Annotated in this window: 16 protein-coding genes and 1 other annotated feature; of the genes, 4 read left to right on the forward strand and 12 right to left on the reverse strand. The window is 27.5% G+C overall.

Going from position 1 to position 15,369, the window contains the following annotated elements:
- Positions 1-18: 18 nt before the first annotated feature.
- From CNEONATNEC86_RS12495 to CNEONATNEC86_RS12505, 4 genes are all read right to left on the reverse strand, one after another.
- Positions 19-1,551 carry a nitrogenase component 1 gene (locus tag CNEONATNEC86_RS12495; RefSeq protein ID WP_159136126.1) on the reverse strand — a complete coding sequence of 511 codons (1,533 nt, stop codon included), beginning with the start codon at positions 1,549-1,551 and terminating at the stop codon, positions 19-21.
- Positions 1,552-1,730: 179 nt separating this feature from the next.
- On the reverse strand, positions 1,731-1,901 hold the full coding sequence (locus tag CNEONATNEC86_RS12500) for a YezD family protein (protein ID WP_159136127.1): 171 nt from the start codon (positions 1,899-1,901) through the stop codon (positions 1,731-1,733).
- A 273-nt stretch (positions 1,902-2,174) separates the two neighbouring features.
- Positions 2,175-2,399, reverse strand: a binding site (T-box leader).
- Positions 2,400-2,887: 488 nt separating this feature from the next.
- Positions 2,888-3,037 carry a hypothetical protein gene (locus CNEONATNEC86_RS21285; protein ID WP_172437810.1) on the reverse strand — a complete coding sequence of 50 codons (150 nt, stop codon included), beginning with the start codon at positions 3,035-3,037 and terminating at the stop codon, positions 2,888-2,890.
- Between the two features lie 236 nt (positions 3,038-3,273).
- Complete coding sequence (locus CNEONATNEC86_RS12505) at positions 3,274-3,807, reverse strand: 3D domain-containing protein (protein WP_058295515.1); 534 nt, start codon at positions 3,805-3,807, stop codon at positions 3,274-3,276.
- Between the two features lie 297 nt (positions 3,808-4,104).
- Here CNEONATNEC86_RS12505 and CNEONATNEC86_RS12510 point away from each other — a divergent pair, with 297 nt between their 5' ends.
- Positions 4,105-4,398, forward strand: coding sequence for a hypothetical protein (locus tag CNEONATNEC86_RS12510; protein WP_058295516.1), 294 nt, complete (start codon positions 4,105-4,107; stop codon positions 4,396-4,398).
- 55 nt (positions 4,399-4,453) lie between these two features.
- Here the strand turns inward: CNEONATNEC86_RS12510 and CNEONATNEC86_RS12515 are convergent, their stop codons facing one another.
- From CNEONATNEC86_RS12515 to CNEONATNEC86_RS12525, 3 genes are all read right to left on the reverse strand, one after another.
- The gene (locus tag CNEONATNEC86_RS12515) at positions 4,454-5,287 is read right to left on the reverse strand and encodes a flagellin N-terminal helical domain-containing protein (protein WP_058295517.1); all 834 of its coding nucleotides are present in this window, start codon (positions 5,285-5,287) and stop codon (positions 4,454-4,456) included.
- Between the two features lie 140 nt (positions 5,288-5,427).
- Positions 5,428-5,586 (reverse strand): efflux RND transporter permease subunit, encoded by a 159-nt coding sequence (locus CNEONATNEC86_RS12520; protein ID WP_141443134.1) that lies wholly within the window; start codon positions 5,584-5,586, stop codon positions 5,428-5,430.
- A gap of 55 nt (positions 5,587-5,641) precedes the next feature.
- Positions 5,642-5,899 (reverse strand): efflux RND transporter periplasmic adaptor subunit, encoded by a 258-nt coding sequence (locus tag CNEONATNEC86_RS12525; protein WP_058295518.1) that lies wholly within the window; start codon positions 5,897-5,899, stop codon positions 5,642-5,644.
- 236 nt (positions 5,900-6,135) lie between these two features.
- Here CNEONATNEC86_RS12525 and CNEONATNEC86_RS12530 point away from each other — a divergent pair, with 236 nt between their 5' ends.
- Positions 6,136-6,729, forward strand: coding sequence for a TetR/AcrR family transcriptional regulator C-terminal domain-containing protein (locus CNEONATNEC86_RS12530; protein ID WP_083498797.1), 594 nt, complete (start codon positions 6,136-6,138; stop codon positions 6,727-6,729).
- 56 nt (positions 6,730-6,785) lie between these two features.
- Here the strand turns inward: CNEONATNEC86_RS12530 and CNEONATNEC86_RS12535 are convergent, their stop codons facing one another.
- The 4 genes from CNEONATNEC86_RS12535 to trkA form a co-directional block, all read right to left on the reverse strand.
- Positions 6,786-7,274 (reverse strand): CarD family transcriptional regulator, encoded by a 489-nt coding sequence (locus CNEONATNEC86_RS12535; protein ID WP_058295520.1) that lies wholly within the window; start codon positions 7,272-7,274, stop codon positions 6,786-6,788.
- A 502-nt stretch (positions 7,275-7,776) separates the two neighbouring features.
- Positions 7,777-8,994, reverse strand: coding sequence for an IS701 family transposase (locus CNEONATNEC86_RS12540; RefSeq protein WP_058294124.1), 1,218 nt, complete (start codon positions 8,992-8,994; stop codon positions 7,777-7,779).
- Between the two features lie 145 nt (positions 8,995-9,139).
- The gene (locus CNEONATNEC86_RS12545) at positions 9,140-10,588 is read right to left on the reverse strand and encodes a TrkH family potassium uptake protein (protein ID WP_058295521.1); all 1,449 of its coding nucleotides are present in this window, start codon (positions 10,586-10,588) and stop codon (positions 9,140-9,142) included.
- 1 nt (position 10,589) lies between these two features.
- Positions 10,590-11,954, reverse strand: a complete 1,365-nt coding sequence (trkA, locus tag CNEONATNEC86_RS12550) for a Trk system potassium transporter TrkA (RefSeq protein ID WP_097919304.1) — start codon at positions 11,952-11,954, stop codon at positions 10,590-10,592.
- A gap of 267 nt (positions 11,955-12,221) precedes the next feature.
- Between trkA and CNEONATNEC86_RS12555 the strand changes: the two genes are divergently transcribed.
- The gene (locus CNEONATNEC86_RS12555; RefSeq protein WP_058295523.1) at positions 12,222-12,797 is read left to right on the forward strand and encodes a hypothetical protein; all 576 of its coding nucleotides are present in this window, start codon (positions 12,222-12,224) and stop codon (positions 12,795-12,797) included.
- 202 nt (positions 12,798-12,999) lie between these two features.
- Here CNEONATNEC86_RS12555 and CNEONATNEC86_RS12560 read toward each other — a convergent pair whose 3' ends face one another.
- Positions 13,000-13,539 (reverse strand): methyl-accepting chemotaxis protein, encoded by a 540-nt coding sequence (locus CNEONATNEC86_RS12560; RefSeq protein WP_058295524.1) that lies wholly within the window; start codon positions 13,537-13,539, stop codon positions 13,000-13,002.
- Positions 13,540-13,749: 210 nt separating this feature from the next.
- Here CNEONATNEC86_RS12560 and pdxR point away from each other — a divergent pair, with 210 nt between their 5' ends.
- Positions 13,750-15,249 (forward strand): MocR-like pyridoxine biosynthesis transcription factor PdxR, encoded by a 1,500-nt coding sequence (pdxR, locus tag CNEONATNEC86_RS12565; RefSeq protein ID WP_058295525.1) that lies wholly within the window; start codon positions 13,750-13,752, stop codon positions 15,247-15,249.
- Positions 15,250-15,369 lie beyond the last annotated feature (120 nt).

Here is a 15,369-nt window from a genome sequence, read left to right on the forward strand (position 1 = left end):
AATTCCTCCTCCAAATACTTATTCCAAATAACTTTCTATTAATTCAGGCTGTTTAGCAAAAATATATGGATCTTTTTGATCCAGCCACCATTTTTTATATGGAAGTTTTACGTGATCTTTTATATCATCATGAAATTTTTTATGTGATAAAATCTCTAATATGGTTTCTCCTAAATTAATAATTCCCTCATATCCAATTGCAATATGCTCATCTCCAAGAGGTGCTGCTGGTATACCTATTTTAGAAGCTAAAGGAGCTAATCCATTATGTCTTATTAACATAAAATCAGGTTTTATCTCCTTAAGAAAAGCATAAAGCTGATATTGTTGTCTGTTACTTACGTTAAAATATTTCACATCACCATAATGTTCAATTAAATGTCCTAATGAATCTTCCCTTATATCTCCGCTATCATATACAGGATCATGATGAAATACCATAGTTCCATCTACTTCTACCTCAAGTTCTCTTAACACTTGAACTAATCCATGTGCATATGCTGAACCTGTTGCAACATATCCTCTTGTACCTTTTAACTTTTTCTTCAATTCTTCAATTTTAGGTTTAACTCTTTTATGTTCTTTTTCTATATACTTTTCAGCCAGTTCGCTTCTATTTGTAACGCTTCCAATCTCTCGTATCCATTCATCTGTTCCATGAAAACCATATGGCATTGGAGCCTTTACTTCTGGCACTCCAAATTCCTGTTCCAGTGCAGCAGCCATGTAAGATGATAATGTATAGCAAAAGCCAACTGTTGCAGCAGCTTCAGATAAAATTTCTAAGTCTTTAACCGATGCTAAATCAACAACATAATTTACCCTTAAATCCAGTTCCTTTAACATTGGTGTAAAAACATCAGATCCCCATAAATTTATAACATTAACTAAGTCCTCCTGCTTTTTAGGATTTTTCTTAACTATTTTTCTTAAAATTCCATGTTGCGTAGCATCAAATCCAGTGCTCCAATGTTTTGATCTAAATCCTTCACATTGAAGCGGAATAATTGGTATACCATATTCTTTTTCCTTCATATTAGCCACACTTTCAATATCTTCTCCTATAATTCCTGTTGCACATGAAGTTCCTATAAAAATTGCTTCTGGTTTAAATCTTTCATAAGCATCATCAATAGATTGCTTTAATTTATTTAATGCCCCAAACACCATATCATCTTCTTGTAAATTTGTATTTATTATTCTAATATTTTCAACTGGATGATTTCGCATGGCTAATCCATTTCTATATATTGAATTATATGGTACCTGGCCAGCACCACATCCAATAGGAGCATGCTGTATTAAAACCGCATTTCTTACGTTTCCTGCTTGACATTCTACCATTTGTTCACTACACACTGACCCTTGTGTAAATGGGCCTTTAGCCTCACAAAGCCTGCATCCTTTATTTTTGCCACATCCATCGCCCCTTCTTTCATATGAAGACTTCTCTGATAATTCCGAAGCACTTCCAGTCCATGCTATTATAGTTCCAAGTCGTTGCTCTCTGCTTTGAACTTCAGAAAGATTCAAATTTATTTTTTTAGCCATTTCTATCTCTCCTATACTAATTAATTTTATATTAATATTATTTATCAATATATTTTTACTGAAAAAGAAATAGCCTCCAGTTTTCTAGTCGACCATTTAAATCAAATCCTGTTAAATGCATATACTTTTTATGCTGCCAATAACTATTGTTTTCATGAGCTTTTCACCACCTTTCAAAACTATCTAAATCTTATCTTTTCATTTTTATCAATTTGGATAAAGGCTCCATCCTGTATTTTTAATGTTAAAAAACCATATTTAAGATTTGATATTAAATCTTGTATTAATGTAATTTCGTCAGTTTTTAAAAGTCTCTCATTCTTTAATACTTTAATTTCATTATTAACCATCTTTCTTTCCTCCAATCCTCATAATTAATGTTTATCACTTAAATAATGCAAAAGAGGATGATCTTATATTGTTAGATATAAAATCATCCTCTAGATTTCTAGTCAGATATAATCTTTCTTATTTAATTCTTTTATTATTCAGTAATCCTATTTCAATATTTAAAACTATCTTAATAAAAATTATTCTATTATTTGATCTTTAAAACTTTTTTACTTTTCCATATTACACTTCATTAACTCTTCTATATAAAAAAACTGCCTCCGCTAAAAGCTAACAGAGGCAGATAAATATCCACGATTCCACTCCGATTATTATACGAATAAGTACAACATCTCATTTATGCTGTAACAGGCATACCTGCTAAGACTACTATTACTTCACCTTAGATGCTCCCGGATGCACTTCCATTAATCTCTATTTAGAATTCCTTTCAGCTTGTTTAAGAATTCCTCTCTGAAAACTTTAACTAATGTACTCTTTCCATTCAACGCATTACTTTAATTCCTATCTTTTTAATATGATTTACTTTAGTATATTTTCTTTTTTATTTCTTGTCAATATATTCCTTGATAAAATTTTGAAATTATATCATTTTATTCTGAGATTCTTATGATTATATATTTTTTTAGGATTTTATTAATTTGATTACGTAAATATTTCAACTAAAAATTTTAATAAAAGAGGTTGCACTCAAAACAGTTTGATTCAACAGAAAGTATTGGACAAACAATTTTGCAAAAACCTCTTTCAAAGAATTTAATGCAATACTACTCATAATCAGAACCCAAATCTTGCGGATTCAAATCCGAATGTTTGAAATTCGGATCTTATCTTTTGTAGCAAAGCTAGCATAATCAGAGAGCCCAAATTTTGCATTTAGTGCGAATCATTTGCTAAGCGAGAAACATGAGAGCTTCATTTTCGTTATTTCACTCTAAACCCAGTACTATCTTCATTTATAGTGTATTTAAATAAACTTTTAATATCATGAAATATCCTTATCATTTTTCATGTTAAAGACTTCATCTTTATCAATTTGCAATTCCTCACATGCTCTATAAAAATCGCAACCATTCTCATCCATATACTTTGCAACATAACTATTGATATCAATTTGAGCATTTTTTAAATCCATATTATTTTCCCCCTAAATATTTTATTCATACTTCAAATCTACTAGTCATTTGTTATATATCTATATTATTAAAACGTTTTTAATAATATTCTTACTAAAGCAAAGAACTTTAATACTTCATATTTCTACATATAATTAAGATATAAAAATAACTAAGAAAAACTTTTATTGTTTTTCTTAGTTCATTTTGTCTAGTGTTATACAAATAACACTTATCTTACTAACATAATATATCTTTACATTTTGGAAGAATCACCAAGTATAGTTACTTTAACTGATTTACTTCCCCAATTATAGCATTCAGAAAGACTATTAAAATAGACATCTATCTTATTTCCTTTAACTGAACCGCCAGTATCTGCCGCAACAGCATATCCATATCCTTCGATATACACCATAGTTCCAAGTGGTATTATACTTGGATCCACAGATATTGTACTAATTCCATCTGGATCTCTTTCGCAGCTCATTCCAGATGATGTTCTTCCACCTCCAGTATAAGCTGTAGCTGAACATATTATTTCTTTATTATTTACAGTCACATTTGATGCCACTTGATGTGCTGGAACAAATGTAGCATCTCCTTCAGTGTCATAACTAGAAGATATGTTAGTAGTTGATGCTTGTACACTTATTAATGCATCATTTCCTCCAATAAGTGCAATTGAGTTAATTATTGCATAAGCTGCAACAATCTTTAATGTCATTACTTTCGCCTTTGTAATGTCAGAGAAAACTTTCCTCTTAAAATCTTTTGAATTTTTCAGCATTATTTTTTCTCCTTTGGCTAGTATTTAATTGTAAAATATACACATTATTAATTTATAAACAATTATGTTTTATATTTTACAATACTTTTCCTCCTTTGTAAACGTATTTCTATGAACATATTTTTTTATGACTCATTAATTAATAAAATTATTCACTTCTAAAATCCCCATTCAACCTGGATTTTTTCAATTAATCATAAATATATTTTTTAATAATATTAATACATTCTATTAATGAATACATATATTAAAATAATCATATTTTTACTATGTGTGTATTTTGAAAGGAGATAAAAATTGGTTAAAGTATATAATATTTCAATGAAAACTCCTATAGGAACTCAAAGTGGAAAACTTACTTTTGTAATAAATGAAAATTCTTTAAGTGGTACCATAATTGGCAATAATATTAGAAGCAGTTTTAATAATGGAAAAATATCAAATAATAATTTTGAGTTTTCAGGAACAATAAATAAAGGATTTCTTTATATATCATATTATGCTAAAGGAACTTTAAATAAAGATATAATTACTGGAACTGTAAAAACAAAGTATGGGACTTTTTTACTTGAAGGAAATATAATTAAGTAAAAAGATTATTCTTACTTAACTATATAAATAAAAAATAGCTCAAGGTAAACTTGAGCTATTTTTTATTTATTAAAGTTAATACATACTCTGGATCATGGTTAGATTGAATCATCATAGACTCTGTAGAATTTATTAATATATTAGATTTTACACTCTCCATAGCTTCATATGCCATATTAGTATCTCTTATTCTTGATTCAGAAGCCGATACATTTTCTGATGTATTATCTACTGATTTTAGTGAGTGCTGTAATCTATTTTGAACTGAACCTAGATCGACTCTTCTAGTTGATACATCATTTATGGCTTTTGATAAAGAACTTAAAGCTTTTTGTGCATCATCTTGAGTTTTTACATTTAACTTATCAATTCCTAACGAATCACAAGCTATGCTTTCTATTGGTTTAAAAGAAATTATAAAGCCTGGGTTTTCTCCAACTTGTATATCAAGTCTTTCTCCAGTAGTTCCATAACTTCCATCTAATACTTTTTTACCATTATACTCAGTATCTTTTGCTATTCTATCAATTTCTTGTTTTAGTTGTTGTACTTCTTTATCTGCTAAATTCCTGTCATCATCTGTTAAAATTCCATTTGAGGTCTGTATTGCTAAAGATGTCATTCTATGAAGAATGTCATGTACCTCTGTTGTAGCACCTTCAATAGTTTGCACTAATGCAATTCCATCTTGAGTATTGACGCTTCCTTGGTCTAACCCCCTAATTTGACTTCTCATTTTTTCTGATATTCCTAGTCCAGCCGCATCATCAGCAGCATAATTTATTCTCGATCCAGACGTTAACTTTCTGACTGCTTTAACATTATCTAAATTATTTTTATTTAGCGTCCTACATCCAGATAGAGATGCCATATTATTTTTTATTCTCAATTTAACCACATCCTTGTTATAAATCTTACCTTTATTATTTCTCGTATAAGTTAATAAAAACTTTATAAATGTTTTTAGGATATCATATTATGTTTTACAATATGATATCCTAGCTTATGAAAATAAATATATTCAATTAATTATCCTATTGAATATCCTGTAAACTTAAGTCCCCATATAATACCTATAAATGATAATGGAATTGTACTCATTATCATAAGTGGCTCTCTTAAATGACCAAACTGCATTACAAAAATTAAACAGATAATTACTAGTGCAAGTATTGATGGAGTTATCATTGATGTAAATGTACTTGACTGTTCTTATTTTTCTCCACCTATTTCAAGAGTGTATCTATTCGGAGGCTTGTACACAATGGCCTTCATCAACAGTTATATCTGTTATTGTCCCTGGAATCTCAAAAGACAATTTTACAGTTTTTGTAGACGTAATGTTTCCACTTAAGGAAATAATGTTAGAATGATTACTAGCACCAATTAACTGAGTTGATACTTTTCTTTCAGTTTTCAAAATAACCTCTTCTTCACTTCCGCATCCTGTCAAAAATACACAAGAAATTAGGGATATAATAAATATTTTTTCATTATACAAATCCCCTTTCCTTTCTACATATGTATAATAATTATTCCTTGTATATGAACTTTACAAGTGTATATTTATAATTTATACTGTTACTATAAAGTGTACAAGAGTCATTTTTTTGATTTTTGTATATAAAACTACAGAATAAGCTTTTTTGTATAAATCCGCTCCAAAATCAGCTTATTTTTTCATCATTATTTTAATATTATTAACTTTTTATTAAATTGCAGAGAGGATCTGATAAAATGAAACATACTCACAAGAAAGATGATTTAAGGATTAGGAGAACATACAAATTGCTCTCTGAATCACTTTTAGATTTATTGTCTGAAAACAAATTTGAAGATATTAGCGTCACTGATATTTGTGAAAAAGCTATGATTCATCGTACAACTTTTTATAAACACTTTGAAGATAAATATCAACTTTTAAAGTTTTGTGTTAAAGAATTTCAAATAAATTTTTCCAAAGAAAATAACTTTGATTATAAATTTAACAATTTAACTGATTATTATATCAATACTATGAAAAATATTTTAGAGTTTATAACATCTCCAAAGAATAAATCTCAGTTTGTAGCTTTACTTAAAAACAATCGTAATTCAATACAAACAATATTTCATGAAACAATAGTTGAAGATGTTATTTTAAAATTAGAAGATGTTAAAAAAAACGGAAATGAGTTCTCAGTCCCAATACCTATGATTGCAGAATTCTATGCAGGAGCAATAATTTCTGTAATAAGATGGTGGTTTGAAAGTGATATGACAATATCTGTAGAAGACTTAATAAGATATTCTACTTTTCTATCTCAAAAAAATCTTTTTATTAACAACTAGCTATATAAGTTATAATTATTACTACAAAATTTTATTGTAATAATAATTATAACTTATTAACTTATTGCATATTCTAGCAAATCAATAGCCTCATCTTTAGATAAATTTTTAGCAATAGATATTTCCTCAATAACTATTTTTTTTGATCGGTAAAGAAACTGTCCTTCTGTGGAATTTAATTCATGTTTAATCTTCAATTTTGTAAGTATATATATAACCTCTAAATAATTCTCAATTGTTCCTATTTTCATTTTTTCAATAAACTTTTCTTTTCTATCTTTATAATTGTAATCAGCAAATTCTGAAAAGTTAGCCAGCCTATTTGAAATATCCATTAAAATGTAGTCTATAGTATCGGTATCACTTATAAGTCTCACATGAAAATTTTCTACTTTATCTAATGGTAAAACAATTTTCATTGGATTATTTATGAGATGAAATTCATAGTAACTTTTTGTTTCTCCGTTAATTTCTTTTTCCTCTATACAATCAATTATTCCTACACCATGTTGTGGATAGAATACTACATCACCAATTTGAAACATATAAACACCTCACTAATAAAATTTTTTTCAATATTTAGTATCATCAATTTTTATAATTTTATTCCTTTTAGAATTATATTTACCTAAAATACATATAAAAATTATGATCTTTTCATATTAAAATAATTCAATATTTTTAATTCTGTTATTAGTTTAATGAGTATATATATGAAAATTCTATATTTCAAATTTATATTTTCATTCATCATATTTAAGATAAATCCAATAATGCATCACAACAAATAGCTCTTCTAAATCGTTAATATCATAATGCCTTTCCATCCCCCATACCTATTTTGTAAATTTGCATTTCTAATTATATTTTTTGCAGTATTCTTTACCTTTTTAAGTGATATGCATAATTTTTTATTCTTTTTATAAATTTAAAATTGTTAATATGCAAAAAAGAGTAGAATAGACTTCATAAATATTGAAATCTTATTCTACTCAACTTTAAAACTTTTATATAATTAACTAGACTTGTGCAGTAAATAGGAAAAATTTAAGCTACTAGTCCTAATTTGGCAATAGTAGACTGTAAATCAATCCCGTTATCTGCACATTCATGTGCAAAAGAAACTATTTTTACCAAATAGTTGTTTCGGAAGTGTAATATTACATCTCCAATATTTTTAAATTTATATAATTTTTCACATTTGACTCTGAAAATCTCAAGAAAAGTATACGTTAAAAATATCATGCTCCAATATCTATGTATTGATTTTAAAGATTGAATTTGAAATTCATCAAAACCAAGAGCTGTTTTATGATATCTATAACTTACTTCAATATCCCAACGCTTTTCGTAATATGAAATTATGGTTTTATTATCGAGTGAAACATCCGTACTTATAATGAATGCTGGATTATCAGATAAATCGTTTTTAGTCCAGCTTATAAGTACAACTACATTCTCAATATCATTAAGTTTTCCTTCATATCTATAAACATAGTACTTGTTATTACTAGCGGTAACTAAGCTAGTCTCATTAGTCCTAATGTATGAAGAAAACTTTTTGACATTTGTTTTAATGCCAGCCGGATATATTACTCTGTTAGATTTTATTCTCCCTATAGTGTGACAACCATTTATTAAACCGTGAAGCAAAATTTTTGCTGAAGTATACCATGAATCAACTAGTAAATAATTGTTTTTAGTTACAGGAGTGAATTCATTAATCAGTTCCATCGCAAGTTCATTTTTATCTAGAAATTTTTTAGATAGTTTTTTACTCGATTCCTTTCGGTGATATTGTCTAAAATCTAAAGGTATAGAATAATCATTAATCTTATAATGCGATGTAACTAAGCAGTGTGACCATTTAGGTTTATTGCCATCAGCATGTGAATTGTGAAAATCTAAGCCTTCAATTTTTTTAGTTGAAGTATTTTTCTTAGTTAAGGTATCATCAATGATTAGGAATCCAACATCACTATCTTCACAAGTGTTGGAAATTTCAGATATTGCATGAAATATGCGTTCTTGCGTAACATATTCATGATTCCATGAATATGAACTTAGGAACCTTGAACCAGTACTTCGATCTCTATTGCATGTAATTTTATTATGAACAGATGAAATAGTTTTGCTTCCTTCTGTTACAATAATTCCAGATACTATATTTACCATATGATTCTTTATCGCAGAAGAATATGGCAGATTTAACTCTGAAATATAGTTGATAATTGTTTCATTTTGGTTTAATATTGTTGTCAGCATATAAATCTCCTTAGATTTGGTTTCGCAACAATAAATCTAGCATGTTTGAGGTTTATATGCTACTTTTTTATTTAAAATTATACTGGTAAAATGTCAATAAAAATCCAATGGTAAATTTTCTCAAATTGATGCACAAGTCAAGTAATTAATAATTTTTTCTCCATATTGATGGGCTAAACATTATAAGCATTGGATAAATTTCTAATCTTCCTGCCAGCATACAAAAAGATAAAACAATTTTACTTAAAGGAGAAAACTCCGAAAAGTTTCCAATCGGTCCAACCATTTCAAGACCTGGTCCTATATTACTTATTGTTGCAATAACAGATGTTGATGTTGTTACCAGATCAAATCCATCTAAAGCTACAATAAACATTGCAATAAGGCTTATTATTATATATCCGCCTAAAAATAGAAAAACACCATGTATTGTATCTTCATCTATAACTTTTCCGTCCATCTTTACACTTTTTACTCTTTTAGGATGAAGTATTTTATCGATTTCTCTTTTAATTGCTTTAAATATTATTACTATTCTAACTGTTTTTATTCCACCACCAGTAGAACCTGCCATGGCACCTGCAAACATAAGCATAATCAGTATCATCTTACTTAATGTAGGCCATAAATTAAAATCTGCAGTAGCATATCCCGTTGTTGTTATAATAGATGCTACTTGAAATGATGAATCTCTAATAGATTTTGATATATCTCCTCCATTAAAATCAATAATATTTATGGCTATTAAAACTATTGATACCAATACCATAAGAATATAATATCTTAATTCTTCAGACTTTAATACATCTTTTTTATTCCCTTTAATCATTTGAAAATATAGTGCAAAATTAACACCAAAAAGTATCATAAAAATTGTAATAATCCATTCAACTGCTGGATTATTAAAAGCCGCTACACTTGCATTCATATTAGAAAATCCACCAGTACCTGCTGTTCCAACTGCATGAAGTGCTGAATCAAACCATGAAAGTCCAGCTATCTTTAAAAGAACTGTTTCGATCATAGTTAATATAAAATATATTACATATAATATTTTAGCGGTATCCTTTATTCTAGGAACTATTTTTCCTGGATTTGGTCCTGGACTCTCAGCCTTCAATAAGTGAATTGAATTATTTCCAAGTGAAGGTATAAGCGCAAGTATAAATATTAAAAATCCCATTCCACCTATCCAATGTGTAAAACTTCTCCAAAATAAAATTCCGTTTGGAAGTGATTGTACTTCTGTTAAAATTGTTGCACCAGTTGTTGTAAATCCTGATACTGTTTCAAAAATAGCATCTACAATTGAAGGAATGCTACCACTAAAAACAAATGGCAGTGCGCCAACAAATGAAATAGTAATCCATGTGAGTCCTACTGTTAAGAATCCTTCTCTCGCATACATTTCATTTTTTGTAGTCCTAACTTTACATAATGCTATTGCTATTGGAGACATGAGTAATATAGTAAATATAAATGATTTTACTTCAGCTTCCTTATAATAAAGTGAAATTACTATAGGTATTATTAATAATCCAAGTTCATATTTCAAAACATTTCCTATAATTTTCATGACCATTTTATAGTTCATTTTATTTCATACCTCCAGAAAAAATCCCGCTAAGACTTAATAAGTTTGCGTTTTGAGTGACTACTATAACCCTATCGTCAGGCTTTAGATGATCATCTCCTGTTGGTATTATTATTTTATTATCTCTAACTATTGTTGCTATTAAACTATTTTCAATAAAACACATATCCTTTAATTTAACATCTATGTACTTAGTGTTATTACTAACTATAAATTCTATTGCTTCAGCTTTTTCATTACATATTTTATATACATTTTCAATAGGACATGTTTTCTTATTTTTTAAAGTTCTAACGTATCTTATTATTTTCCCTGCCGTAACACTTTTAGGACTTATTGTAGAATTTATTCCTACTGTTTGTGCTATTTCAGTATAATTATCTCTTGTTATTTTAGTTATTATATTTTTAACATCATTTTTAGATGCAAAAAGCGATGCTATTAAGTTATCTTCATCTCTTCCCGTAAGTGCAATAAACGCATCACTATCTGTAAGATTTTCTGACAATAATAAATCTTGATCCATTCCATCCCCATTTATTATAATTGAATCTGGAAGAAGTTCTGTAAGTTCTTCACACTTTTTCAAATCTGATTCTATTATCTTACTATGAACTCCTACTTCACTTATAATCTTTGCAAGGTAATAACTAATTTTTCCTCCACCTATTATCATGGCACTTTTTACACGCTTTTTATATTTCCCAAGTCTTTTGAAAAACTCTTGTATATCATTATGTTCCCCTATTACATACACTCTATCATCATTATGGAAAATATAATCTCCTCTTGGAATTAAGAACTTTCCATCACGTTCCACTCCACAAAATATTAAATTTCCTCTTATAAAATCTATCTCACTAATCTTTTTATTAATTAGTCCGCTACTTTCAGAAACATTAAATCCAACCATATTAACTCTATTGTTTGCAAAATTATCTATACTGCTTACTGATGGATATTTTATTAGTTTTGCAATTTCTGTAGCTGCTGCTTTCTCAGGATTAATAACTAAGTCTATTCCAACTGCCTCAGTTAAAAGTGTTATTTCCTCATCATATCCTGGATTTCTCACCCTTGCTACAGTATATTTTGCGCCTAATTTTTTTCCTGAAAGTGAACAAAGCATATTAAGCTCATCACTATTTGTAACAGAAATTAAAAGATCTGCTTCTCTAATTCCAGCCTCGTAAAGTACTTTTAAACTTGTACAGTTTCCTTTAATGCACATTACATCTAAATTATTATTTATTCTTTCTAGTGCCTGAATCTTATCATCAATAATTGTTACATCATCATTACCTTGTGACAAATACTTAGCTATATTATAGCCTACCTTACCCGCACCTACGATTATAATATTCATTTTCTATCTCCTTATTAAAAATCAACTTAATTATTTTTAAATTACAATTATACATTATACAACAAATTCTCTTAAAGTTAATACTATATTCTTTAAAATGTCTACAGTTTTCTACTTTTTATTAGATAATTAAAAATTCCTTTAATTTATTATTCCACTGTTTATATAGAATTATAACTATTTAACAAATCTATTTAATTTTTAACTCAGTAGATTTTATTTCTATATTAGCATATGATATAAAAAGTAATATTTTCAAGGTACAAAATGAGATACATTTTAAACAAAAAAGATTGCAAATTTCTAGGGAAAGGTAAAGAGGGTGAAGTTTATCTTACACCTGAAGGATACGCTTTAAAGATTTTTTATAAAAAGAAGAAAGCTAAAGAAGAAGTAAAATTATTAGAAATAGCATCAAAAAGTAGATTTTTCCCAAACGTGATTTTCATTGCTCAAAATATGATTTTAAGAGAATATATAGAAGGTATAAATTTAAAAGAATATATAGATTTAAATGGACTAAGCTATAATCTTTCTTGTGAAATTATAGATTTAGTTGAAAATTTTAAAAGTATGAAATTCACAAGAATAAATATACGAAATGCTCATATTTTTGTAGATAACCATGAAAAAATACACGTTATTGATCCAAGAAAAGTTTTTTCCAAAAACACACCTTATCCAAAAGATATAGTTAAAATTCTTGTAAAAAGTAATGTTTTTGATGATTTTGTAAAATATCTTTTAGATTATAAGCCTGAACTTATTAATTACTGGATTGCAGCTTATGACTATTATGTCTATAATTCAAAGAAAACATTACGTATTGATATGTATGCATGAAAATAATAAAAGCAGGTGACATTTCCTGCTTTTATTATCTTTAAAAATATATTTTTTTGTTGTCTCTTGTAAACGTAATAACTTCTAACACTTCATCTCAAGAATAATTTATTAACTAATCTTATCAATATTAAATAATTAAATTTTACATAAATAAAAGCTGACTTATTACCAGCTTTTTAATCATTTAAATTATATGTAATTATAACTGTTTAGACAAATCTTTTAATAATGCCACAGTTGAATTCAATTCTTCAAGTGATGCCGAAATTTGTTCAAGTGCCGCTGATTGGTTTTGAGAAACAGCATTAGTCTTGTCCAAATTATCATTAATGCTTTGTATAGATGTAGATATATCTTTTATTATTGTATCAATCTTATCAATAGATTCTTTTGAAGTATTAGAAAGTTTTCTTATTTCTTTCGCTACAACTGAGAATCCCTTACCATATTCCCCTGCTCTAGCAGCTTCAATTGATGCATTTAGTCCTAATAAATTTGTCTGACTTGAAATTCCTTGTATAATGCCTACAATTTGATCTGTATCTTTTGCATTATTGTTAGCTTCTATTGTTTCTTGAAGTAATTGGTTATTCATTATTGCTAAATCTTGTACGCCTGTATTTACCTCTCTTATACCTACTGATATTTGTGAAAGTGATTCAGTTAAATTGTCTATAATGCTAATCAACTGATTCTTTTTATTCATATTATCTATATTTTTATCAGCTATGTTTTCCATTCTAATTAGCTCCCCCTTTGTTTACCTTAAAATATTAATACAAGTAAATTATATCATTAATATCGTTTTTTGAATATTGTTTTTTGCCTATATATTCATAAATTTCTTTATCTTATTATATAATTATGACTTCTCTAATTATGATGTTTTATTTCCTAATAACATAAAAATTGTTATAATAATTTTCATAAAACAAAATGAGGTGGTTTTGTGATTTTTTCTAATTTAAAACTAAATAAAAATGAACCGATATATATTCAAATAAAAAATCATGTTATAGATAGCATAAATAAAGGTGATTTAAAAAAAGATAGTAAACTTCCTTCAACAAGAGAAGTATCTAAATTTTTAAGTATAAGCAGAAATTCAGTTATTGCAGCTTATGAAGAACTTGAAAGTGAAAATATTATTGCCACAAAACGTGGTATTGGAACCTTTGTGCTAGCTGAAGGTAGAAATAATAGTCATGAATACTTTATAGATTATTCTAAATCTTTTAACAAGTATGCTTATTCCTTAAAGCATCTAGACATAATAAAAAGTGAACTTCCATATAAAAAAAACATGATTTCATTTAAATCTATTGCACCTGATAGCAGTTTATTTAATTTAGATGATTTTAAAAGATGCTTTTTAGATGCATTTGCTTATGAAGGCCCTAATCTTTTAAATTACGGATATGCTAAGGGTTACAAGCCTCTTATTGATTATCTGTTCTCTTATATGGAAGATAAAGGAGTAAATTCTATAAATAAAGACATATTAATTACAAATGGATTTACAGAAGCTCTTCATATGATACTAAGCTCCTTAACAAGTACAAATGATATTATAGTATGTGAAAAACCAACACATAATACTGCACTTAAAATAATGAAAAGTCTTGGTCTTGAAATAATTCAAGTTGAATTAGATGCAGAAGGTATGAATTTAAAACAACTTGAGAATACATTAGAAAATAATAATGTAAAATTTGGCTATTTAATTCCTTCATACAATAATCCAACCGGTATCGTTACTAAAGTTAAGAGAAGAAAGGAAATTTACAACCTATTTAGAAAATACTCTGTTCCAATAATTGAAGATGGTTTTAATGAAGAACTTCTTTATTCTAGTTCTCCTATTGAACCAATTGCTTCACTTTCTGGAGAAGGAAACGGTGTTGTATATATTGGCAGTTTATCAAAAATTCTTTTTCCTGGACTTAGAATTGGATGGATACACGGTGATGCTCAATTAATTGAAACTTTGGAAAGCGTGAAACGTGGTATAAATATTCATTCATCCTTTCTAGATCAAAGTACATTTTATTATTACTTAAAAAATGGTTCTTTTAATAAACACATTAAAAATGTGAGAAAATATTATAAAGATAAATATAACTTAGTTATGGAAATGATCGAAAAACATATTCCTTATGAATCTGTTTTGGGTGAAGGTGGCCTTCATGTTTTCATTAAATTAAAAAATAATCTAAATGCAAGAGAACTTTTGGAACTTTGTTATAATGATAATGTTCTATTTATGCCTGGAGATATTTTTTATAAAGACTTTTATGACACTAATGGCTTAAGCATAGATGGTATTAATACTTTTAGAATAGGCTTTGGAAAAGTATCAGATGAAGATATAATTACAGGTATAAAAATTATTAGCAAAAATATACGCATCTTGGAGAATAATCTCACTAAATCTAGTGATAATAAATAAAAGAATTTTTAACTATAAAGTTCTTTTTAGAACCACTATTTTTATGAAATGAAAAATTAGTGGTTCTTTATACTTATTGTAGAATACATTAAAATAAACACGTATTACAAATTGCTGTTT

This window comes from Clostridium neonatale (assembly GCF_900465025.1).
GTDB classification, from domain to species: domain Bacteria; phylum Bacillota; class Clostridia; order Clostridiales; family Clostridiaceae; genus Clostridium; species Clostridium neonatale.

Bases quoted from the DNA above. Each gene is read 5' to 3' on its own strand.
- CNEONATNEC86_RS12560 (WP_058295524.1), bottom strand. From the start codon at position 13,539: ATGGAAAACATAGCTGATAAAAATATAGATAATATGAATAAAAAGAAT.
- CNEONATNEC86_RS12505 (WP_058295515.1), bottom strand. From the start codon at position 3,807: ATGCTGAAAAATTCAAAAGATTTTAAGAGGAAAGTTTTCTCTGACATT.
- CNEONATNEC86_RS12535 (WP_058295520.1), bottom strand. From the start codon at position 7,274: ATGTTTCAAATTGGTGATGTAGTATTCTATCCACAACATGGTGTAGGA.
- trkA (WP_097919304.1), bottom strand. From the start codon at position 11,954: ATGAATATTATAATCGTAGGTGCGGGTAAGGTAGGCTATAATATAGCT.
- CNEONATNEC86_RS12540 (WP_058294124.1), bottom strand. From the start codon at position 8,994: ATGCTGACAACAATATTAAACCAAAATGAAACAATTATCAACTATATT.
- CNEONATNEC86_RS21285 (WP_172437810.1), bottom strand. From the start codon at position 3,037: ATGGATTTAAAAAATGCTCAAATTGATATCAATAGTTATGTTGCAAAG.
- CNEONATNEC86_RS12520 (WP_141443134.1), bottom strand. From the start codon at position 5,586: ATGATAACTCCATCAATACTTGCACTAGTAATTATCTGTTTAATTTTT.
- CNEONATNEC86_RS12495 (WP_159136126.1), bottom strand. From the start codon at position 1,551: ATGGCTAAAAAAATAAATTTGAATCTTTCTGAAGTTCAAAGCAGAGAG.
- CNEONATNEC86_RS12530 (WP_083498797.1), top strand. From the start codon at position 6,136: ATGAAACATACTCACAAGAAAGATGATTTAAGGATTAGGAGAACATAC.
- CNEONATNEC86_RS12545 (WP_058295521.1), bottom strand. From the start codon at position 10,588: ATGAACTATAAAATGGTCATGAAAATTATAGGAAATGTTTTGAAATAT.
- CNEONATNEC86_RS12500 (WP_159136127.1), bottom strand. From the start codon at position 1,901: ATGGTTAATAATGAAATTAAAGTATTAAAGAATGAGAGACTTTTAAAA.
- CNEONATNEC86_RS12555 (WP_058295523.1), top strand. From the start codon at position 12,222: ATGAGATACATTTTAAACAAAAAAGATTGCAAATTTCTAGGGAAAGGT.